This window comes from Arthrobacter sp. TJ-240, from assembly GCF_058269195.1.
This window is the reverse complement of sequence record NZ_JBZCNG010000001.1, coordinates 267,037-286,498: the sequence shown is the minus strand read 5'-3', so window position 1 is coordinate 286,498 and position 19,462 is coordinate 267,037. Positions and strand designations below refer to the sequence as shown.

General features: G+C 70.9%; 21 protein-coding genes and 3 tRNA genes. 19 read left to right on the top strand and 5 right to left on the bottom strand.

Annotation, left to right across the window (positions count from 1 at the left end; genetic code table 11):
• Nucleotides 1-128: 128 nt before the first annotated feature.
• The 5 genes from AC4D2C_RS01360 (at nucleotide 129) to AC4D2C_RS01340 (ending at nucleotide 5,009) form a co-directional block, all read left to right on the top strand.
• Nucleotides 129-1,406 (top strand): Nramp family divalent metal transporter, encoded by a 1,278-nt coding sequence (locus AC4D2C_RS01360; RefSeq protein WP_490911852.1) that lies wholly within the window; start codon nucleotides 129-131, stop codon nucleotides 1,404-1,406.
• Nucleotides 1,407-1,435: 29 nt separating this feature from the next.
• A complete protein-coding gene (locus AC4D2C_RS01355; protein WP_490911851.1) occupies nucleotides 1,436-1,777 on the top strand; it encodes a thiamine-binding protein in 342 nt (113 codons plus the stop codon).
• A 50-nt stretch (nucleotides 1,778-1,827) separates the two neighbouring features.
• The gene (locus tag AC4D2C_RS01350; RefSeq protein ID WP_490911850.1) at nucleotides 1,828-2,364 is read left to right on the top strand and encodes a GNAT family N-acetyltransferase; all 537 of its coding nucleotides are present in this window, start codon (nucleotides 1,828-1,830) and stop codon (nucleotides 2,362-2,364) included.
• Between the two features lie 14 nt (nucleotides 2,365-2,378).
• On the top strand, nucleotides 2,379-3,191 hold the full coding sequence (locus AC4D2C_RS01345) for a spermidine synthase (RefSeq protein ID WP_490911849.1): 813 nt from the start codon (nucleotides 2,379-2,381) through the stop codon (nucleotides 3,189-3,191).
• A gap of 87 nt (nucleotides 3,192-3,278) precedes the next feature.
• The gene (locus tag AC4D2C_RS01340) at nucleotides 3,279-5,009 is read left to right on the top strand and encodes a cation:proton antiporter (RefSeq protein ID WP_490911848.1); all 1,731 of its coding nucleotides are present in this window, start codon (nucleotides 3,279-3,281) and stop codon (nucleotides 5,007-5,009) included.
• Nucleotides 5,010-5,113: 104 nt separating this feature from the next.
• Here AC4D2C_RS01340 and AC4D2C_RS01335 read toward each other — a convergent pair whose 3' ends face one another.
• A complete protein-coding gene (locus AC4D2C_RS01335) occupies nucleotides 5,114-6,040 on the bottom strand; it encodes a LysR family transcriptional regulator (protein WP_490911847.1) in 927 nt (308 codons plus the stop codon).
• 93 nt (nucleotides 6,041-6,133) lie between these two features.
• Here AC4D2C_RS01335 and AC4D2C_RS01330 point away from each other — a divergent pair, with 93 nt between their 5' ends.
• Both AC4D2C_RS01330 and AC4D2C_RS01325 read left to right on the top strand, forming a co-directional pair.
• The gene (locus AC4D2C_RS01330) at nucleotides 6,134-7,540 is read left to right on the top strand and encodes an MFS transporter (protein ID WP_490911846.1); all 1,407 of its coding nucleotides are present in this window, start codon (nucleotides 6,134-6,136) and stop codon (nucleotides 7,538-7,540) included.
• Entirely contained in the window at nucleotides 7,537-8,322 is a 786-nt protein-coding gene (locus tag AC4D2C_RS01325; protein WP_490911845.1) for a 3-hydroxybutyrate dehydrogenase, read from the top strand. Before AC4D2C_RS01330 ends, AC4D2C_RS01325 begins: the two co-directional genes overlap by 4 nt.
• Nucleotides 8,323-8,439: 117 nt before the next feature.
• Here the strand turns inward: AC4D2C_RS01325 and AC4D2C_RS01320 are convergent, their stop codons facing one another.
• Nucleotides 8,440-9,891 carry an NCS2 family permease gene (locus AC4D2C_RS01320; RefSeq protein ID WP_490911844.1) on the bottom strand — a complete coding sequence of 484 codons (1,452 nt, stop codon included), beginning with the start codon at nucleotides 9,889-9,891 and terminating at the stop codon, nucleotides 8,440-8,442.
• Nucleotides 9,892-10,015: 124 nt separating this feature from the next.
• Here AC4D2C_RS01320 and AC4D2C_RS01315 point away from each other — a divergent pair, with 124 nt between their 5' ends.
• Nucleotides 10,016-10,627, top strand: coding sequence for a copper resistance CopC family protein (locus AC4D2C_RS01315; protein WP_490911843.1), 612 nt, complete (start codon nucleotides 10,016-10,018; stop codon nucleotides 10,625-10,627).
• 34 nt (nucleotides 10,628-10,661) lie between these two features.
• Here AC4D2C_RS01315 and AC4D2C_RS01310 read toward each other — a convergent pair whose 3' ends face one another.
• Entirely contained in the window at nucleotides 10,662-11,315 is a 654-nt protein-coding gene (locus tag AC4D2C_RS01310) for an FAD-dependent monooxygenase (RefSeq protein WP_490911842.1), read from the bottom strand.
• A 278-nt stretch (nucleotides 11,316-11,593) separates the two neighbouring features.
• Between AC4D2C_RS01310 and AC4D2C_RS01305 the strand changes: the two genes are divergently transcribed.
• Nucleotides 11,594-12,613 (top strand): universal stress protein, encoded by a 1,020-nt coding sequence (locus tag AC4D2C_RS01305; RefSeq protein ID WP_490911841.1) that lies wholly within the window; start codon nucleotides 11,594-11,596, stop codon nucleotides 12,611-12,613.
• A gap of 9 nt (nucleotides 12,614-12,622) precedes the next feature.
• Here the strand turns inward: AC4D2C_RS01305 and AC4D2C_RS01300 are convergent, their stop codons facing one another.
• Nucleotides 12,623-14,146, bottom strand: coding sequence for a C40 family peptidase (locus AC4D2C_RS01300; RefSeq protein ID WP_490911840.1), 1,524 nt, complete (start codon nucleotides 14,144-14,146; stop codon nucleotides 12,623-12,625).
• Nucleotides 14,147-14,297: 151 nt separating this feature from the next.
• Nucleotides 14,298-14,669, bottom strand: a complete 372-nt coding sequence (locus tag AC4D2C_RS01295) for a metallopeptidase family protein (RefSeq protein WP_490911839.1) — start codon at nucleotides 14,667-14,669, stop codon at nucleotides 14,298-14,300.
• 184 nt (nucleotides 14,670-14,853) lie between these two features.
• On the opposite strand from AC4D2C_RS01295, the gene AC4D2C_RS01290 reads away from it, so the two are divergent.
• The 10 genes from AC4D2C_RS01290 to AC4D2C_RS01245 all read left to right on the top strand — a co-directional run bounded on the left by AC4D2C_RS01290 (nucleotide 14,854) and on the right by AC4D2C_RS01245 (nucleotide 19,460).
• Nucleotides 14,854-14,926 (top strand) — tRNA-Glu (locus tag AC4D2C_RS01290).
• An 87-nt stretch (nucleotides 14,927-15,013) separates the two neighbouring features.
• Nucleotides 15,014-15,087: transfer RNA gene (locus tag AC4D2C_RS01285), tRNA-Asp, on the top strand.
• 70 nt (nucleotides 15,088-15,157) lie between these two features.
• A tRNA-Phe gene (locus AC4D2C_RS01280) sits at nucleotides 15,158-15,233 on the top strand.
• A 222-nt stretch (nucleotides 15,234-15,455) separates the two neighbouring features.
• Nucleotides 15,456-15,932: a hypothetical protein gene (locus tag AC4D2C_RS01275; protein WP_490911838.1), complete on the top strand. Its 477-nt coding sequence runs from the start codon at nucleotides 15,456-15,458 to the stop codon at nucleotides 15,930-15,932.
• Between the two features lie 106 nt (nucleotides 15,933-16,038).
• Nucleotides 16,039-16,521 carry an Asp23/Gls24 family envelope stress response protein gene (locus AC4D2C_RS01270; protein ID WP_490911837.1) on the top strand — a complete coding sequence of 161 codons (483 nt, stop codon included), beginning with the start codon at nucleotides 16,039-16,041 and terminating at the stop codon, nucleotides 16,519-16,521.
• 7 nt (nucleotides 16,522-16,528) lie between these two features.
• Nucleotides 16,529-16,720: a DUF2273 domain-containing protein gene (locus tag AC4D2C_RS01265; protein WP_490911836.1), complete on the top strand. Its 192-nt coding sequence runs from the start codon at nucleotides 16,529-16,531 to the stop codon at nucleotides 16,718-16,720.
• Nucleotides 16,721-16,752: 32 nt separating this feature from the next.
• Complete coding sequence (locus AC4D2C_RS01260; protein ID WP_490911835.1) at nucleotides 16,753-17,133, top strand: hypothetical protein; 381 nt, start codon at nucleotides 16,753-16,755, stop codon at nucleotides 17,131-17,133.
• Nucleotides 17,130-17,738 (top strand): DUF6286 domain-containing protein, encoded by a 609-nt coding sequence (locus AC4D2C_RS01255; RefSeq protein ID WP_490904725.1) that lies wholly within the window; start codon nucleotides 17,130-17,132, stop codon nucleotides 17,736-17,738. Before AC4D2C_RS01260 ends, AC4D2C_RS01255 begins: the two co-directional genes overlap by 4 nt.
• Entirely contained in the window at nucleotides 17,735-18,382 is a 648-nt protein-coding gene (locus tag AC4D2C_RS01250; RefSeq protein ID WP_490911834.1) for a hypothetical protein, read from the top strand. The genes AC4D2C_RS01255 and AC4D2C_RS01250 overlap by 4 nt, the downstream gene beginning before the upstream one ends.
• 67 nt (nucleotides 18,383-18,449) lie before the next feature.
• Nucleotides 18,450-19,460 (top strand): LacI family DNA-binding transcriptional regulator, encoded by a 1,011-nt coding sequence (locus AC4D2C_RS01245; RefSeq protein WP_490911833.1) that lies wholly within the window; start codon nucleotides 18,450-18,452, stop codon nucleotides 19,458-19,460.
• The last annotated feature ends 2 nt before the right edge of the window (nucleotides 19,461-19,462 follow it).

Here is a 19,462-nt window from a genome sequence, read left to right as displayed (position 1 = left end):
AACGCACGGCAGCTCCCGGGCACCCGGTGACGGAAGCCCCGGTCCTCGCCGACCTGCACCCAGAACGGGCACAATGCTCATCACCCTTGCTAGGCTCATCCCGACCATCAGGACTTCGAGGGAGCAGCATGAGCGCTGATCGCGCGGGAACGGACGTCGACGGACTCGAGAAACCGAAATGGAGACTCGTCGGACCCGGCCTCCTCGCGGCGGCCACCGGCGTCGGCGCCGGTGACCTCGTCGCCACCCTGATCGCCGGCAGCCAGTACGGGTACGCGCTGCTGTGGGCGGCGGTGATCGGGTGTGTCCTGAAGATCATCCTCGTGGAGGGGGTGGGCCGCTGGTACCTCGCGACGGGCAAGACGATCTTCCAGGGCTGGCGGACCCTCGGCGTCTGGACCAGCTGGTACTTCGGCCCGTACATCATCATCTGGGGCTTCGTCTACGGGGCGACGGCGATGAGCTCGACGGCCCTCCCGCTCCAGGCACTGTTCCCCGCCATCCCTCTGAACGTTTTCGCCATCGCATCCGGGCTGATCGGCCTCGCCCTCGTCTGGTTCGGCCGGTACGGGCTCTTCGAGAAGATCATGACGGTGATGGTCGGCATCATGTTCGTCTCCGTCGTGGGCTCGGCGATCCTCGCCACCCCGAACCTCCCCTCGATGCTGACCGGACTCGTACCGACCCTCCCGGCGGGGTCGGTGTTCTACGTCCTCGGACTCGCCGGTGGTGTCGGTGGCACCATCACCCTCGCCGCCTACGGCTACTGGTTGCGGGAGAAGGGCTGGAACAAGCCCAAGTGGATGAAGGTCATGCGGGTCGACAACTCCGTGGCCTACACGATGACCGGCATCTTCGTGGTGTGCATGCTCATCCTGGGCGCTGAACTGCTCTACACCGCGAACATCTCGCTCCAGAGCGGCGACCGCGGCCTGCTGGACATGGGCGTGGTGCTCGAGGAGCGCTACGGGGTGGTCTGGGCGAAGGTCTTCCTCATCGGGTTCTGGGCGTCGTCGTTCTCCTCGCTCCTCGGCGTGTGGCACGGCGTCAGCCTCATGTTCGCCGACTTCTGGGCGAACTTCCGGAAGAAGGCGGACGACCTGTCCGACGACGACGCTCCCGGCTCGCACAGCAAGCCCGCCCGCGCGTACATGCTGTGGCTGACCATCCCGCCGATGCTGCTGCTGCTGCTCGGCCGCCCCTTCTTCCTCATCCTCCTGTACGGGGTCCTCGGGTCCTTGTTCATGCCGTTCCTGGCCATCACGCTCCTGGTGCTGCTGAACAGTTCTCGACTGGCGAAGGAATGGCGGAACAGGTGGCTGTCCAACGTGTTCCTCGGCGTCACAACGGTCGTCTTCCTCGCCCTCGGAGCGAACGAACTCGTCAAGGCGGTCGTCGGGGGCTGATCCGGGTCACCGCATGCCAGACTGGGACCATGCTCGTAGCCTTCAGCGTCGCCCCGTCCGGATCGTCCGATTTCTCCCGCGAGAACCCCGACGGGTCGGTGCACGACGCCGTCGCCGCAGCGGTCGCCGTCGTGCGCGAATCCGGACTGCCGAACTCCACCGACTCCATGTTCACCACCATCGAGGGCGAGTGGGACGAGGTGATGGCGGTCGTGAAGAACGCCACCGACGCCGTCGCCCGCTACGGCAGCCGCGTGTCGCTGGTGCTGAAGGCGGACATCCGCCCCGGGCGCACCGGCGAGCTGACCGGCAAGGTGGAACGGCTGGAGGCGGCCCTCGCCGAGCAGGAACAGTTCGAGGGCCACTCGTGACGACCGCCCGCCCGCCGCATCCGGTGTCCTCAGGCCACTAAACTGGCACGGTGACACAGCCCCTGCTGACCCTGCCCTATGTCATCCGGCCGGCCACGGTCGACGACGCCGAGGCCTACGCGCGCACGCACGTCGCCGGGCTGCACGAGACGTACGAGCAGATCATGCCGCGCGAGTACCACGAGTACTACGACGCGGAGCTGCCCGCGATCATCGAGCGGCGGAGGAGGGCCTTCGAGGACGCCGAGCTCACTCCCGGCAGCGCCCGGAGCTGGCTGGCGTTCGACGACGACGGCGAGCCGGTGGCGATCGCGACGTCGGGCCCCGGGCGCGACGAGGACAGGCCCGACTTCGAGCTGCACCACATCTACACGCTGCGCTCCACCCACGGCACAGGCCTGGGGCAGCGGCTGCTGGACACCGCGATCGGCACGGGAGCCGCTTACCTGTGGATCCTCAACGGCAACCCGCGGGCCGAACGCTTCTACGTCCGCAACGGTTTCACGCCGGACGGCACGTCGATGCTGTGCGGACCGACATGGCACCACAGGCCCATGTTCCGGATGCACCGCCCCGACCAGGAATGACGAGGCCCTCGAAGATGGCGAAGCCCGCGGGGCCCCGCCCCGAGATCGGCGAGTTCCCCATCGACACCGGGACGTGTGAGCTCGAACCCGACCCGTACAACTCCCACGGCTGGGTGCTGCGCATCAACGGCGTGCCCAGTTCGCACATCGACCTCGAGGACCCGCTGCAGCTCGACTTCGAGTACATGCGGTGGATCGCCTCGCTCGTCGACTCCCGCTGGGCGTCCTCCGACCGGCTCCGCGTGCTGCACCTCGGCGGTGGAGCCTGCTCGCTGGCGCGACGGTTCGCCGCCAGCCATCCCCAGGCCCGCCAGGTCGTCGTCGAACTCGACGGACGCCTGGCCGAGCTGGTGCGCGAGTGGTTCGACCTCCCGCGGGCACCCCTCGTCCGGATCCGGGTGGGGGAGGCGCGCGCCGTGACCGAAGCCCTGAGCGAGAACAGCCGCGACCTGGTGATCCGCGACGTGTTCGCCGGAGCCCTGACCCCGGCGCCGCTGACCACGCGCGAGTTCACGCGGGCCGCCAAGCGGGTGCTCGCGCCCGACGGCGTGTACGTGGTCAACTGCGGTGACGGCCCCGACCTCGCGATGGCGCGGCGGGAAGCCGCGACCATCGCCGCCGCGTTCACCTCGACGGCGATCATCGCGGACCCCGCGATGCTGAAGGGCAGGCGCTACGGGAACGTGATCATCGCCGGGAGCGATGCGCCCCTCGGCGAGAGCCCGGGGCTCGCCCGCGAGCTGCTCGGCGGGGGAGTGCCGGCACACCTCTGGCAGGACGCCCGCGTGCGCACCTTCGCCGCGGGAGCGCAGGTCCTCACGGACTGAGGCACGACGGCGTCGGGCCCAGCGCCCGCGATCGTCAAGCGCCGCACCCGGCCCGGGCCGTGCGCGCTCGCCCACTAGGCTGGCCGGGTGGAACTGGGATTGCTGGGAATCATGGGGGTCGCCGTCCTGGTCGCCGTCGCCGTGCTCTCGAAGCGCGTGGGCGTGGCGGCACCGCTGATCCTCGTCGTCGTCGGGATCGGGCTGTCCTTCGTGCCGGGCGTGCCGAGCTTCAGCATCCCCGACGAATGGATCCTCACGGGCATCCTGCCGCCCCTGCTCTACGCCGCGGCGATCAAGACGCCCGTGACGGACTTCCGCCGGAACGTCACCCCGATCGCCAGCCTCTCCGTGGCCCTCGTCGTCGTCTCGGCCTTCGCCACAGGACTGCTCCTCCACGCCCTGCTGCCCGGCCTCGGGCTCGCGGCCGCGATCGCGGTCGGCGCCGTCGTCAGCCCGCCCGACGCCGTCGCCGCCACCTCGATCGGCCGCCGCCTCGGCCTGCCCCCGCGGCTGCTCACCGTGCTCGAGGGCGAGGGCCTCGTGAACGACGCGACCGCCCTCGTGCTCCTGCGCAGCGCCATCGCCGCGTCCGCCGGTGCCCTCAGCGGCTTCGGTGCGGCGGTGGCCGACTTCGCCTTCGCCGTCGTCGTCGCGGTGGTGGTGGGGTACGCCGTCGGGGCCCTGACCGTCTTCATCCGGTCACGGCTCGACGACCCCGTCCTGGACACCGCCCTGTCCCTGGCCGTCCCTTTCATCGCGTTCCTGCCGGCCGAGGAGCTCCACGCCTCCGGGGTGCTGGCCGTGGTGGTCGCCGGCATCTACACGGGGCACTACAGCGCCAGCCGGATCGACGCCCGCGCACGCATCAGCGACAACGTGAACTGGCGGACCGTGCAGTTCCTGCTGGAGAACGGCGTGTTCCTGCTGATCGGTCTCGAGGTCCGCGGACTGCTCCAGAGCATCGACCAGTCGCTGCTGACCGTCGGGCAGACCATCATCATCGGCCTCATCGTCACGCTCGCCCTGATCCTGCTGCGCTTCCTCTGGGTGTTCCCCCTCGTGCTGCTCATGCGACGCCTGCCGAGCCGGGCCGAGCGCCGCACGCTGCAGTTGCGCCGCGGACTCGGCAGGCTGAGGAAGCTGCGCAGGCTCGACGCCCGGCAGGAACGACGTCGGCGCGCCCTCACGCGGCTGTACCAGCGCCGCAAGGCGGACCTCGATCTCGAACGGCGCGAGGGGCTCGGCTGGAAGGGCGCCACGGTGCTCGGCTGGTCCGGGATGCGCGGCGTGGTGACGCTCGCGGCCGCGCAGTCCCTGCCGGAGACGTTCGCGTACCGGGAGCAGCTCGTGCTGATCGCCTTCACCGTCGCCGTCACCACCCTGCTGGTGCAGGGCAGCACCCTGCCGGCGCTCATCCGCGTGCTGAAGATCCAGGGGATCGACGTCGAGGCCGACCGTGAGGAGTCCGCCACGCTGTTCGACGAGCTGCGCCAGGAGGGCCTGCGCGTGCTGGACGATCCGCAGGCCATCATGGGCGAGGACGTCGAGGTGGACGACGACGTGCTGGAGCGCGTCCGGACCGACACCGGGATGCGATCGGAGATCGAGTGGGAGAAGGCGCGGCTGCCCGAGCAGAAGCTCGTGCGCTCCCCGCACCGGCAGTACAGGGACCTCCGGCTCGCGGTCCTCGAAGCGGAGCGGCAGGCGCTGCTCGCCGCCAGGGCCCGCGGCACCTACTCCTCGCGTGTCCTGCAAAGGGCGCAGCGCGTGCTCGACGTCGAGGAGACGCGCCTCCGGCCGAGGGGCGGGGCCTCCTAGCGGCCCGTGGTCGCTTCCGACTGTTCGCGCCCCGTCGGACGACGGCAGGCGACGGCAGGCGACGGCAGGCGACGGCAGGCGACGCAGGCGACGGGCAGCGGCCGTCAGCGGCCCAGGAGCTGCGGCTCCATCGCCGCGGTCGCGTGCCGCAGCGCGTCGACGACTGCGGCGACCGCGGGCTGTCGCAGGGCGTCCGCCCGCACCACGAGCCAGTAGTCGAGTTCCTCCGCGACGTCGGCGGGAAGGAGCCGCACGAGGTCGCCGTGCCGGTCGGCCATGAAGCACGGCAGCAGGCCGAGCCCGGCACCCGCCCGGGTGGCTTCGACGTGGACGAAGACGTTGGTCGAGCTCAGGGCGTCGCGCATGGTGGGCAGGAGCCGCCGGGGCGCATCGAGGCTGTCCACCTGCAGCATCGAGTCGATGAAGTACACGAGCGGATGGCGCATGGCCTCCTCCAGCGTGCCCGGTGTCCCGTGGGCGGCGAGGTACTCCTCGGACGCGTACAGCCCGAGGACGTAGGTGCCCAGCCGCTCCGCCTCCGCCCGGTGGACCTGCGGTTCGCCGACCACCACCTCGAAGTCGAGGCCCGTCCGGGTCTGCGAGGCCCGCCGTGTCGCGGTGATGATCTCGATGCTGAGCCGGGGATGGGCGGCCCGGAGCCGGGCGAAGGCGGGAGCGGCGATGAGGGCGCTGAAGCCGTCCGTGGCGCTCATGCGCACCACCCCCGAGAGCGCGCCGTCGTCGTCGCCCAGCCGGGCGACCGCTTCCGCGACGGCGGCCGCCGCGTCCGCCGCCCGGCGGCCCAGGTCCGTCAGCTCCCAGCCTCCGCTGCCGCGGGAGACGACACGCCCCCCGAGCGCCTTCTCGAGCGCCGCGATCCGCCGGGACACCGTCGTGTGATTCAGCCCCAGCGCATCACCGGCCGTGGTGAATCGTCCGCTCTGCGCGACGGCGAGCAGCACCACGAGGTCCTGGGCATTGGGTGTAAGCACATCTGCAGTATTGCAGAGCGAGGGTGCCGATCTGGCCATTGGCGGACCGAAAGGGCGCAGGGATACTCGAAGAAACCCACCAGGGTCCCGACGTGCGGGCCCACCATGTCAGCGTCGACAGAGGAGATCTCCATGAGCGTCAATCAACGCTCGAACACCCCCGGTAACCAGCAGGGCGACGGGACAGCCGGCGAGGCGTCAGGCCTCAAGCGGATCGTCGCGGCCGCCATGGTCGGGACGGTCGTCGAGTGGTACGAGTTCTTCCTCTACGCCACGGCGGCGAGCCTGGTCTTCGGGACCTTCTTCTTCCCCAACGCGGGCTCCGAGCTCGACGGCATCATCGCGGCCTTCCTCACGTACGCCGTCGGCTTCGTGGCCCGGCCGCTCGGCGGGATCGTCTTCGGTCAGATCGGCGACAAGCTCGGCCGCAAGCACACGCTCCAGCTCACCATCATCCTCGTCGGCGTCGCCACCTTCCTCATGGGCTGCCTCCCCGGGTTCGACTCGATCGGCTACTGGGCGCCTGCACTGCTGGTGATCCTGCGCTTCATCCAGGGCTTCGCCGTCGGCGGGGAGTGGGGTGGCGCGGTGCTCCTCGTCGCCGAGCACAGTCCCAACCGATCCCGTGGGTTCTGGTCCAGCTGGCCGCAGGCGGCTGTCCCGGTGGGCAACCTCCTCGCCACGCTCGTGCTGCTGGGCATGAGCTGGATCCTGCCGCAGGACGAGTTCCTCAGCTGGGGCTGGCGCGTGGCCTTCTGGGCCTCCGCGATCATCGTGGTGATCGGGTACTACATCCGGACGCATGTCAGCGAGGCCCCGATCTTCCTCGAGGCACGCGAGAAGATCGAATCCGAGAAGGCTGTCAGCTACGGCGTCCTCGAAGTGGTCAAGCGGTACCCCAAGGGTGTCCTCGGAGCGATGGGCCTGCGGTTCGCCGAGAACATCCTCTACTACATCATCGTCAGCTTCACGATCGTCTACCTCAAGACCGTGCACCAGTACGACACCTCCCAGCTCCTGCTGGCCCTCCTGATCGCGCACGTGGTCCACTTCGCCGTCATCCCGCAGGTCGGAAGACTGTCCGACGCCTTCGGCCGCAAGCCGGTCTACCTCGTCGGGGTCGTCCTCGGCGCCACGTGGGCGTTCTTCGCCTTCCCGATGTTCGACACCCTGAACCCCTTCCTGATCATCCTCGCCGTCACGATCGGCCTCGTCTTCCACGCCTTCATGTACGCGGGACAGCCGGCCATCATGTCGGAGATGTTCCCGACGCGCATGCGGTACTCCGGCGTCTCCCTGGGGTACCAGGTGACGTCCATCCTCGCCGGATCCCTGGCGCCGATCATCGCGACGGCGCTCCTGCAGGAGTACGGCAGCTGGGTGCCCGTGGCCCTCTACCTCGTGGCCGCCTGCGGCATCACCCTGGTCGCGGTCCTGACCCTCAAGGAGACCCGCGGGGCATCGCTCCGCGAGGTCGATGCGGAGGACGCGCGGCGACACGGGCTGGACGAGCCGTTCGTGGGACAGGCCAGGCCATGAGCACGACGGCATCCCGGCCGACGGCGGCCCTGACCTCCGGACCCCTGTCCGGGCGTCGCGCCCTGATCACGGGCGGAGCGAGCGGGATCGGCGCGGCCTGCGCCCGCGCACTCGCCGGACGGGGAGCGCACGTCGTCGTCGCGGACCGCGACGAGGCCGGCGCGGCGGACCTGGCCGCCGACCTCGGCGGCGAGGCGTGGGCGGTGGACCTGCTCGACACGGGGGCACTCGAGACGCTGACCCTCGAGGCGGACATCCTCGTGAACAACGCGGGCATCCAGACCGTCAGCCCCCTGGAGGACTTCGATCCCGAGGACTTCCGGCTCATCCAGCGGCTCATGGTCGAGGTGCCGTTCCTCCTGATCCGCGCCGCCCTCCCGGGGATGTACGCCCGGGGTTCCGGCCGGATCATCAACATCTCCTCGGTCCACGGGCTGCGGGCCTCGCCGTTCAAGGCCGCCTACGTCACGGCCAAGCACGGCCTCGAGGGGCTCTCCAAAGTCACGGCCCTCGAGGGCGGCGCGCACGGCGTCACGAGCAACTGCGTCAACCCCGGCTACGTCCGCACCCCCCTCGTGGAGAACCAGTTGGCGGACCAGGCGCGCGTGCACGGCATCAGCGAGGAGGAGGTGCTCGAGCGGATCATGCTCACCGAATCGGCGATCAAGCGTCTCGTGGAACCGGAGGAGGTCGCCTCGCTCGTCGTCTGGCTGGCGGGTGACGATGCCGGGATGGTGACGGGGTCCTCCTACGTCATGGACGGCGGCTGGTCCGCGCGCTGAGCCGAGCCCGATCCACCCCGGAACCAGCGACGACGGCGGCCCCACCCGCCGTCGTCGCTCTGCCGTGCCGACATGCCGCGGCGACGCCCTCGGCCACGGCGCAGGCCGGCCCGGGGCTCAGATGCCGAGCAGCTGCTCGATGGGCCCGATGCCGAAGAACACGACGAACGCCGCCGCGACCGCCCACATCAGCGGGTGCACCTCGCGCCCGCGGCCCTGGATGGCGCGGATCAGCACGAAGGCGATGAAGCCGGCGCCGAGGCCGTTGGCGATCGAGTAGGTGAACGGCATGAGGGTGAACGTGAGGAAGGCCGGGATCGCGACGCCCCAGTCCTCGAAGTCGATCCGCCCCACCTGGGCCACCATCATGAAGCCCACCACCACGAGGGCGGGGGCTACGGCCTCGAACGGGACGAGGCTGATGAGCGGTGTGAAGAACATCGCGAGCAGGAACAGCAGGCCCGTGACGACGTTCGCGAGTCCCGTGCGGGCGCCCTCGCCGATCCCGGCGCCGGACTCGACGTAGATCTGGTTGGAGGACACCGAGCCCGCGCCGCCGGCGACCGCACCGAGCGCGTCCACCACCAGGACCCGGTTCACGCCGGGGATGTTGCCCTTGGCGTCGACGAGCTTCGCCTCGTTCGCGAGGCCCACCATGGTGCCCATGGCGTCGAAGAAGATGCTGAGCAGGATGGTGAAGGTCAGCAGGACGGCGGCGGTGCCACCGAGGTGGCCGAACGCGCCGAACAGGCTCACGTTGCCCACGAGGCTCAGATCGGGCACGCCCACCCACGATCCGGCGGGCAGCTCGGGGACCACGAGCGACCAGCCCGCGGGGTTCAGCTCCTGGCCCGGTGCGACGCTGGGGCCGACGTCGAACACGGCCTCGAGCACGACGGCGAGCGCGGCCGCGGCGAGCACGCCGATGAGGATGGCGCCGCGCACCCGGCGGACCACGAGGGCGATGGTCAGGATGAGGCCGAAGACGAAGACCAGGGTGGGCCAGCCGATGAGCACGCCGCCGAAGCCGAGGCCCACGGGCACCGTGGTGTTCGCGACGTCGGGCACGCGGCGCACGAAGCCCGCGTTGACGAGGCCGATCAGGGCGATGAACAGGCCGATGCCCACCACGATCGCGGTCTTGAGACTCTCGGGCACCGCGTTGAAGACCGCCGTCCGGAAGCCGGTGAGGACCAGCACGAGCATGGTGAGCCCGGCGAGCATCACGAGACCCATGATGTCAGCCCAGGCCAGGCCCGGGTTGGTCGCGACGGTGATGGCGACGAAGGCGTTGACGCCGAGGCCCGTGGCCAGGGCGAACGGGTACCTGGCCCACGCGCCCATGAGGATCGTCAGGATGCCCGCCACGAGCGCCGTCACGGCGGCTACGCGTTCGAAGCCGAGTTCCGTCCCGGAGGAGTCGGCGCCGGCGAGGATGAGAGGGTTGAGCACCACGATGTAGCTCATGGCGAAGAACGTGGCGAGACCGCCGCGGATCTCCCGCGAGAACGTGGACCCCCGCTGCGTGATGTCGAAGTAGCGATCCAGCGCGGAACCAGTTTTGAGCATGGGGGATCCTCGGGCGAAGGGGCGGGGACGGTCGGGGAAAGTCTATCCCGGGCCCCTCGAGGGACGCGGTTCGTGACGGCACCGGTCCCAGCGCCCGGTCAGGGACTCCACGTAGGCTTGGAACATGTCCGCCCTCCTGCACGCCCAGCGCCCCCGATCGACGCGTCGTCGCCCCTTCCGCTCCCTCACCCCGATCGTGCCCGCCGTCCTGCTCGTCCTCGCCGTGCTCCTCGGCACGGGCGGTGCGGCGAACGCGCACGACGAACTGACTGGCAGCGACCCGGCCGAGGGTGCCACTGTGGAGGTGCTGCCGCCCACCCTCGAGCTCGAATTCTCGAACGTCCCGTCCGGGATCGGCGCGCAGGTCCAGGTCCTCGACGAGGCAGGGACCGACTGGGCCGACGGCCCGGTGTCGATCGTGGACCGGTCCGCCAGCCAGCCGCTGCGCTCGGGCGCGCCGGCCGGCACATACACCGTCAACTGGCGCGTGGTGAGTTCGGACTCGCACCCGATCGAGGGCACCTTCGCCTTCCGGACCCAGCAGGGCTCGACGACGGTGCCGGATGCGGTGAGCACCGCCGGTCCCGTCGACGCGCAGGACGCGCCCGACAACGAGACGCAGACGGCCGGGGTGAGCGATTTCCCCTGGAGCATCGTGCTGATGATCGCGGCACTGGTGGTCATCGCCGTCGCGCTCGCGGTCACCGCCCGCCGACGGCTCGGCGCAGGCAAGTAGCACCGCCGGATGCCCCGTCCGCGGGGCCGGTGACCTACGCCCTCAGCGGTGAGATCGCCGCGCGGGGCGGAACGATCCGGTTGAGCGCTGCGGGCCCCTCGGCCACGATCGCGTCGCTCACGAGTTTCGCCTGGCGCACGATCTCGCGCGTGGTGGGCGTCAGCAGTTCCCCGACGCCGACGAGGTGCAGGCCGATCGCGCGCAGGGCGGCCTTCAGATCCCTACCGATCGCGATGCCCATGGAGCGCAGGAACCTCCGCAGCTCGTTCTGCGGGTACTTGGTCAGGACCACATGGTCGGCGAGGAGGACGCCGTCGGCGGTCTGCACGGCCCATTTCTTGCGGCCCACGGGGCCCTTGATGAGCTTCGGGTGACCGATGATGCTGAGGTGTTCCGCGACGGTGGTCTGCCGGACGTCGAGCCGGTGGGAGGCGGCATAGGCGCGGAGGAGACGCATGAGTTCGGTCCGCTCGGACAGGGAGACGGAGTCCGTCATGACGGTGCGCATCGCGCCGGAGTCGGAGCATTCGACGCTCTCGACCACGATCGAGCTGATACCGCGGCGGCTGAGTTCGCTGGCGACGGCCAGGCCGGAGAGTCCCGTGCCGATGACCACGGTGCTCGTGTGCTCCGCGGACGCGGGGTGCGTGGACGCAGAGCGGACCGGATCAAGGGGCAAGGGATCCACCGGGTCACCTCTCCACGGAGCAATGGTCCCGTACGGTCCGGCGCCTCTTCCGGACCGTACGGACTCTTGGCTGCGAACGGGTCAACCAAGAGCACTACGCACAGAGGCAACCGTCTCATGGCCCGGCCCCCGCAACGGGTCCTCGCAGCCTATATAACTTTTCGGGACATGAACAGACGATGAACAGACCGGTGGATAGACCGCGGCCGAGCCGGTGCGCTACAAATGATGGACCGGCCGCTACAGGCGGTGGGACACGCAATCGAGGGAGGCCTGCCGTGGGCAGCGAGCATGCAGAAGGTCTGTCGAACGGGCCGGCGCAGCACGGGATCGTCGTCGGCGTCGACGGGTCGGACCAGAGCACCTGCGCCCTTCTCTGGGCCGCGCGCGAGGCGGAACGGCGCGCTTCGCCGCTGTACGTGGTGACCGCGTACACGGTGCCGGTCTTCGCGGCCTCGAGCATGGACGCCGGCTACGCCACCGTGGACGACGACGTCATCCGGGAGAGTGCGCGGGCCGTCCTCGACGAGGCGCTGACGCACATCGAGGGTATGGGCGTGGACGTGCACCCCAGGATCGAGACGGGCGACGCCGCGGGCGTGCTCCTCGACCTCTCCGAGGAGGCCGAGCTCATGGTCGTGGGTTCGCGGGGCCGCGGTGGCTTCGTGGGTCGCCTCCTCGGGTCCGTCAGCAGCGCCCTGCCCGCGCACGCCAAATGCCCGACGGCGGTCGTCCCCGTGTGCACGGGTGCGCGCCTCGGCCATCCGGAGCTGGACAGGAAGCCGCGCAAGGACAGGGACCAGGCGGCCGCGCCGGTGGAGCCCGTCGTGGTCGTCGGCGTCGACGGCTCGGAACAGGCACGCACGGCCTCCCTGGCCGCAGCCGAGGAAGCACGCTCGAGAGGGCTGGCGCTGCGCGTCGTCTGCTCGGTGGCACCCTTCAACGGCTCCCTCGCGTGGGTGCCGGCGCCTGTGGACCGGGAGGCCCTGCACGCGGACCTCGCCGTCCAGCTCGCAGCGGGCCGCGACTGGCTCAAGAGCCACTTCCCCGACGTCGACATCCGTGTGGACCTCGTGGACGGGCCCCCGGCGGAAGTGCTCATCGAGGCCTCCGCCACGTCGGAGCTGCTGGTGGTGGGTACGCGGGGTCGCGGGGGATTCGCGGGGATGCTCATGGGCTCCACGAGTCAGGGTGTCCTGCACCACGCCCGCGGGCCGGTGCTGGTCGTCCCGGACAAGGCCGACCCGCGCCTCGAGGACCGCAGCTCCTTCGGACCGATGATCGCCCCGGTCCGGTAGGAGCAGCGCTCAGACGCGTCCCGCGGAGGGGTTCAGCGGTCCCATGCCACCCATCGAGGCGAGGTCCGTGACGAGGATGCCCTGCTCGGGATTCAGCGCGTTGATCACCCTGTTGCCGCCGAGGTAGATCGCGACGTGCCAGATGTCGGCACCGCTGCCCCAGAACACCAGGTCGCCCGGCCGCATCTGCGACAGCGGCACATGCTGCACGGCCGAGTACTGCTGCGCAGCGGTCCGCGGCAGGGCCACGCCGGCGGACGCGAAGGCCTGCTGGGTGAGCCCGGAGCAGTCGTAGCCGCGCGGGCCGTTGCCGCCCCAGGCGTAGTAGTAGGGGTCACCGGTCTTCGACAGCGCGTAGCTCATGGCGGCCACCCCCGCGCCACTTCCTGACGGCGGTGCGGGGGCCGGCGCCGGCGCTGGCGCGGGCCGGACCGGAGCGGGTGCTGGTGCCGGCTGAACCGGAGCCGGCGGGGCAGGAGCGGGAGCCGGCGGGGCAGGCGGAGCCGGAACGGGCTGCGCCGGAGCCGGTCGGACGGGTGCGGGCGCCGGCTGAACCGGTGCGGGCGCGGGCGCCGGCCGCGCAGGAGGCGTCGGCATGACCGCAGTGGACGGCGGCGTCCGGACGGGGGGCGCGATCGGAGCGGGCTCACGCAGCGGGGGGGTGTCCGTCGCCGCACCCGCGGGCCGACCGGGACCGGGTGCCGGGGCAGGCGCCGCGGCGGCGGATTCCGCGATGGTCCTTGCCAGGTCGCGCTCGCGCCGGGCCTGTTCGAGGCCCGCGACGCGCTCGTCCTCGAGCTCGGCGGTGGTGTTCCGCAGAGCGGCGAGCTGACCCACGAGGGTGGAGCGCTCGGCTTCCTTCCGAGCCACGAGCTCCTCGGCGTCCTCGGCCGCGTCCCGGGCGTCGTCCCCGGCCGCTGCCGCGAGGTCTGCCGCCTCCTGGGCCGCCTGCCGTGCAGCCTCCGCGTCCTCGGTCAGTGACACCCAGGCCTCACTGGCGGCCTCGGCGTCCTGCAGGGTGCGCGTGCTGCTGCTGGACAGTCCGTACAGCGTCGAGGCCCGGTACATGACCTCGTCGGGGCCGCTGCCGTCGAGCACGCTCTCGATCCCGGGGTTCATCCCGCCGGAGCGGTAGAGGTCACCGGCGAGCCGACCGACCTGCTGCTCGGCGGCGTCGTGCTTCCGCGCCGCCTCCGCCGCACGCCGGTCCGCCGCGTCGGCGGCGGTGCGGCGCTCCTGGAGGACGGCGAGGGCGACGTTGTAGGTGTTCTGGGAGCGGAACGCGGTCAGCTGCGCCTCCTGCAGCTGCTCGCCCGCCGCCGCGATGATGCCCTCGATCTCCGTGACGAGCCCTGCGGCAGCATCGGCGTCGTCCTGTGCACGCCGGATCTCGTCGGCGGAGGGGAGCGCGGTGGCGCGGGGCGGCTCGAGCGCGGGGGCTGCCAGGGCCGTACCGGCGGTACAGCCGATCAGGACCGCGGCGGCCAGGACGGGGGCGATCCTGCGGAGGAGGGTGGTTCTCGATGACTGCACGCTGCAACGCTCTTTCGCCCGGATCCGTCGCTGGCGGATGGCCAACACAGAGACGACCCTAGGGCGCACAAGTCACAATGGCAACAGGTGTCACCCCAGTATTATAAACAACATGGGTGTCATTTACCGCTGCCCCCGACGGCGTGTCCCGTCAGTTCCACCCGAGTTCGTGGAGCCGCTCGTCATCGATGCCGAAGTGGTGGGCCACCTCATGGACCACGGTCACCAGGATCTCCTCCACCAGTTCCTCGCGGGATGCGCACATACGCATGAGGGGTCCCCTGAAGATGCTGATGCGATCCGGAAGTGACCCGGCGTCCCACCACGAGTCGCGCTCGGTGAGCGGTGTCCCCTCGTAGAGGCCCAGTAGTTCGGTATCGGCGGGCTCACCCGGTGCCGGCTCGTACTCCTCCACCACGAAGATCGCCACGTTGTCCATGGAGCGGGCGAGGTCGTCCGGAATCAGGTCGATGGCGTCGTCGACGGCTTCCTCGAACTCTTCACGCGATACGTTGAACGGCACGCCCTGATCGTACCGATCGCCCGAGGCGGTCCCGCAGGACGCTGCGCCCCCCGGTCGGCCCGCCCGTCGGCGATTTTGTGTAATCACGGAAGTGCCCCTATAGTTTTATAGGTCCACGACAGGGAAAGATCCGCCGGAAATGCTTGCCCTCCGGAAGGTCGCAGGAACCCGAAGTGTGGTCCAGGCCCCCATCGTCTAGCGGCCTAGGACACCGCCCTTTCACGGCGGCGGCACGGGTTCGAATCCCGTTGGGGGTACGCAGGAGAAGCCCTCGCGGGCGGTCAACCGGTACGAAAAGTGCTGGTAGGCTGGAACTCTTGCAAACGAGCAAGTGAAGTTAGCAAGGCCCTGTAGCGCAGTTGGTTAGCGCGCCGCCCTGTCACGGCGGAGGTCGCGGGTTCAAGTCCCGTCAGGGTCGCTCAGGCGGCTGGATCCCTTCGGGGAGCCGGCCGGGCTGGATACGGTGATCATCATCGCGATGGTCGCAAGGCTCTGTAGCTCAGTTGGTAGAGCGTTCGACTGAAAATCGAAAGGTCACCGGATCGACGCCGGTCGGAGCCACCACAAAACCCCGTAGTTCCCCTCCGGAACGCGGGGTTTTTTCGTGCCCGGTTCCGATGCGGCCTCCGTTCTCCCAGCCAACGCGGTGGTTCGCGCCGTAGCATCACGCGGGACACCTCCCGCCGGACTCGCCGCCCTTCCGGTTGCCCGAGAGAACCACCCGGGAGAGTAGTGGAGGCTTCAAGCGTTGAACCTCCGGGATCGCGCCGAGACGAAAGGGCATCTGTGAGACTCCTGCACTCCGCAGCCGGGCTGTGCGCGCTCGCCGTGGTCCTCACCGGATGCGGTCCGGGTTCCCCCTCGCCCGAGGAGACCATGCTCACCATGCCGGCCAGCCCGTCGGCCGGATCGGACGCCGTCACCGGGGCGCCCTCCACCGCCGCGCCCGACAGCGGCGCCGGCACAGCGACCGCGACGGCGTCCGACCCGCACTGCGTGATCGTGGCCGGTGGGGTCACCACCGCCATGCTCGCGCCGCTGAGCCTGCGCCCCACCACGGATCCGGAGGAACTCCTCGCCCTGGAGCAGCAGATCCTCGATCTGAGGGACAAGGTCCCCGCCGAGCTGCACGACGACTTCACCACCCTCGCGTACTCCGTGGAGGCGCCCCCGAAAGGCTCCGGCACCTTCGACGAGAAGCGCTTCCGCCGCGCCATGGCGCCCGTGCAGGAGTGGCTCGGGAAGCACTGCACGCGCTCCTGAGGCCCTTGCGCCGCCCGGACGCCGGGCGGCGCAGGGCCGCGGGCCGTCCCGCCCGGCGCCGGGCGCGGTGGCTTAGGCTGGGCACAAGTGAAAGGGGTCCACGTCGATGATCGAGCAACCCATGGGACGGCCACTGCCCGCCCTCCCCGGCGCACCGGCCGGCCGGACCATCATCGGCGATCCCGCTGCCGTGAAGATCGCGACCATCGCCGCCCGCTCCGTGCCGGGCGTCCACGCCCTGGGTCCCGGTGCCGGGCGCGCGCTCGGGGCGATCCGCGACGCCGTCGGAGCGAGCGACCCGTCCCACGGCGTCAAGGTGGAGGTCGGGCAGACCCAGCTCGCGGTGGACGTCAGCCTCGTCGCCGAGTACGGCTACGCCCTCCACGCCCTCGCAGACTCCGTGCGGGCCGCGGTCTACGACGCCCTCACCGACCTGATCGGGCTCGAGGTCATCGAGGTCAACGTCGAGGTCCTGGACGTGCACGTGCCGCAGCCGGCCGAGACCAAGGCGGAGCGCGTCCGCACCACCGGACCCGCGGCACCCGTGGCGCACACGGGGTCCACGCAGACCAAGCCGGCCGTCGAGTGAGGAAGCCATGACACCCACCACCATCGGCATGGCCGCCGGAGCGGTCCTCGCCTTCGCCGCCCTGGTCTTCGGCTTCTGGGGCTTCCTCCTCACCCTGGTGCTGGTACTGTGCGGCGCCGTCATCGGCAGGATCGCCGAGGGCAAGCTCGATCTCCGTGGTGTCCTCGACGCCCTGTCCGGCCGACGCTCCTCCTCGTGACCACCGCGTCGTTCCCGGCAGCCCCCTCACCGATGACTCCGGCCCCACCCCTCCGGAAACCAGTGCCGCTCGCCGGCCACAACCGCATCACCACGCAGGCGCTCACGAGCCTCGCCCAGGGCGCTGCCGCCGATGTCCTCGCGGTGCCGCCCGGGCAGGTCCGCGCGTCGTTCTCCGACGACCGCGGACTCCTCGCGCTCCTCCTCGCCCTGTCCCTGCCCGTTCCGCCCCTCGCCCGCGTCCTCGACGACCCCGGGATCATCGACTCCTTCGGCGGCCCGCTCCTGAGCCGTGCCGAGGCCGCCCGCACCCCGATCCTCGAGCGGATCCAGGAACTCAGCGGAGCGCGGCTGAGCCGCGTGGACATCCGCATCATCGGCAGCACCGTGACCAAGGGGGCGAGGGTGCTGTGAGCGCCGACCCGCTCCAGCGCACACCACCTGCGCCGGCGTCGACGGCCCGGCTCGTGCGCCGGGAGCTGCATTCGTCACGCGCCCTTCCCTCGGTCGTCGTCGCCGTCCTCCTGATCGCCGGGTGCCTGGTCCTCCTGTTCGAGGCCGTGCTCAAGGCCGTGGGGGACGAGCCGTTCCTGCTCGACGTCGAGGCGGCGGCCGCATGGCTCGGCGCGCTTCCCTCCGGAGTCCCGGGATCGCTGCTCGGGGCGGCCTCCGTCCTGCTCCTGGTGGTCGGTGGTCTGCTGCTCCTCCTCGCCGTCCTGCCAGGGCGCCGCGCGCGCTACACCATCCCGAACGAGCGCACCGCCGTCGTCGTCGACGCCGAGGTGGTGGCGTCGTCCCTCGCCCGGCGGGCACGCGTGGCGGCGGGCGTGGCACCGGAGCAGGTCCTCGTCACGGTGGGGCGCAGTACCGTCACGGTGCAGATCAGGCCCACCTCCGGGGTGCCCGTGGACGCCGAGGCGGTCCGCGCGGCCGTCGCCGACGACCTCCGGCGCTCCAGTGTGGAACCCGAGCCGAGAATCGGCGTCGTCGTCGCCGAGTCGGGGGTGATCGGGCAGTGAACACCACGCCGCGGCTCCTGAACCGCCTCGTGCTCGCCGTCGCCGGGCTCGTCCTCCTGGCCCTGGGGGCCGCCGGACTCGCCCTCCTCCTGCTGCCCGCCGTCGCCGTGTGGTGGCGGTCCGCGGCTCCGCGCGCAGGTGAGGCGATCGAGGGGCTGCGGACCCGGACCACGCTCGAGGGCCAGACGGACACGTGGCTGTGGATCGCGCTCGCGGTGGTCCTGGTGTTCCTGATCGTGATGCTCGCCGCCTGGATCGCCGCCCAGGGGAGGGGCCGGACCGGCCTGTTCGCGACCGGTGCCGGGTCCGGGGCGGACTCCTCCCGCGGACCGGACGGGGACGAGGGCGCGACCGCGGGCTCCGTGACGATCACGGCGGCCGCGGCGGAGCAGGCGCTGAAGGCCGCCCTGCTCGAACGCTCCGACCTCGCCGGCGCGTCGGTGAGCACGTGGCAGATCCGGGGGGTGTCGGGGCTGCGGGTCCGCGTCTATCCCCGGAAGGGCGTTCCCCCCTACGCCGTGGCCGCGGAAGTCTCCCGCCTCGTCGAAGCCCTCGACGCCGTGACCGGTTCCCGTCCGCCGGTCCTCGTGAGCATCGGCTCGGGTGCCCGCGTACGCTTCACACGGCCCGAGCGGGTCAGCTAGCGTGTCCTTCGGGCTGCAGCGCTACTTCGTGAGGGGACTTCTGGCAGGCGGTCTGAAAGGCTGAGGCATGACAAGCATCGATGACGTCGCTGCGGCCCTCGGAGTCTCGACCGCCACGGTGTCCCGCGCACTGCGCGGGCTGCCGGGGGTCGCCGAGGAGACGCGTGCCCGGGTCACCTCGACCGCCAGGAGCCTCGGGTACGTGCCGTCGTCGGCGGCGTCCGGTCTGGCGTCCGGCCGCACCATGGCGATGGGCGTCCTCGTCCCGGCGATCGACCGCTGGTACTTCTCCGCCGTGCTCGAGGGCATCGACCGACAGCTCCGCGCCGCAGGGTACGACCTGATCGTGTTCAGCCTCGGCGGCGACGGCGTGAACCGCGACCGCGTGTTCCACCGCTCGATCCTGCGCAAGCGGATCGACGCCCTCGTGGTCATGTGCATGCACCTGACGGCCGAGGAACGGGAGGCCGTCCAGCAGCTCGAGTACCCCCATATCGTGGTGGGCGGCGCGGTGGAGGGCGTGCGGCACGTGGGGATCGACGACGCACGGGCGGCACGCGACGCCGTCGAGCACCTCATCGGCCACGGCCACACGAGGATCGCCCACATGCGCGGTGGAGGGTCGTTCGACATCGACTTCGAGGTGCCCCGCCTCCGTGGCGAGGCGTTCCAGCAGACCATGGCGGACCACGGCCTTCCCGTCCGCAAGGACTGGTCGGCGTTCGGCGACTTCACGTTCGCCACCGCGCGCGTCTCCGCCCTGGCCCTGCTCGCCGACCCGGCGGACCGGCCGACGGCGGTGTTCTGCTCCTCCGACGAGATGGCGTTCGGGGTACTGCGGGCCGCGGCGCAGCTCGGCATCGACGTGCCGGGCGAGCTGTCCGTCATCGGGATCGACGACCACGAGTTCGCCGAGCCCATGGGCCTGACGACCGTCCGGCAGGACCCGGGGGATCAGGGCGCCTACGCGGCGGACCTGCTGCTGGGAGAGCTGCTGCGGCACGAACCCGCCGAGTACCCTCCGTCGCGCCCCCATGTGCTCGTCGAGCGGGCGTCCACGGGGCCCGTCCGGCCCTGACC

Excerpts from the sequence above, each read along its gene's own strand:
- AC4D2C_RS01360 (WP_490911852.1), top strand. The coding sequence starts at position 129 with ATGAGCGCTGATCGCGCGGGAACGGACGTCGACGGACTCGAGAAACCG.
- AC4D2C_RS01355 (WP_490911851.1), top strand. The coding sequence starts at position 1,436 with ATGCTCGTAGCCTTCAGCGTCGCCCCGTCCGGATCGTCCGATTTCTCC.
- AC4D2C_RS01345 (WP_490911849.1), top strand. The coding sequence starts at position 2,379 with ATGGCGAAGCCCGCGGGGCCCCGCCCCGAGATCGGCGAGTTCCCCATC.
- AC4D2C_RS01335 (WP_490911847.1), bottom strand. The coding sequence starts at position 6,040 with ATGGCCAGATCGGCACCCTCGCTCTGCAATACTGCAGATGTGCTTACA.
- AC4D2C_RS01330 (WP_490911846.1), top strand. The coding sequence starts at position 6,134 with ATGAGCGTCAATCAACGCTCGAACACCCCCGGTAACCAGCAGGGCGAC.
- AC4D2C_RS01325 (WP_490911845.1), top strand. The coding sequence starts at position 7,537 with ATGAGCACGACGGCATCCCGGCCGACGGCGGCCCTGACCTCCGGACCC.
- AC4D2C_RS01320 (WP_490911844.1), bottom strand. The coding sequence starts at position 9,891 with ATGCTCAAAACTGGTTCCGCGCTGGATCGCTACTTCGACATCACGCAG.
- AC4D2C_RS01315 (WP_490911843.1), top strand. The coding sequence starts at position 10,016 with ATGTCCGCCCTCCTGCACGCCCAGCGCCCCCGATCGACGCGTCGTCGC.
- AC4D2C_RS01270 (WP_490911837.1), top strand. The coding sequence starts at position 16,039 with ATGATCGAGCAACCCATGGGACGGCCACTGCCCGCCCTCCCCGGCGCA.
- AC4D2C_RS01265 (WP_490911836.1), top strand. The coding sequence starts at position 16,529 with ATGACACCCACCACCATCGGCATGGCCGCCGGAGCGGTCCTCGCCTTC.
- AC4D2C_RS01260 (WP_490911835.1), top strand. The coding sequence starts at position 16,753 with ATGACTCCGGCCCCACCCCTCCGGAAACCAGTGCCGCTCGCCGGCCAC.
- AC4D2C_RS01245 (WP_490911833.1), top strand. The coding sequence starts at position 18,450 with ATGACAAGCATCGATGACGTCGCTGCGGCCCTCGGAGTCTCGACCGCC.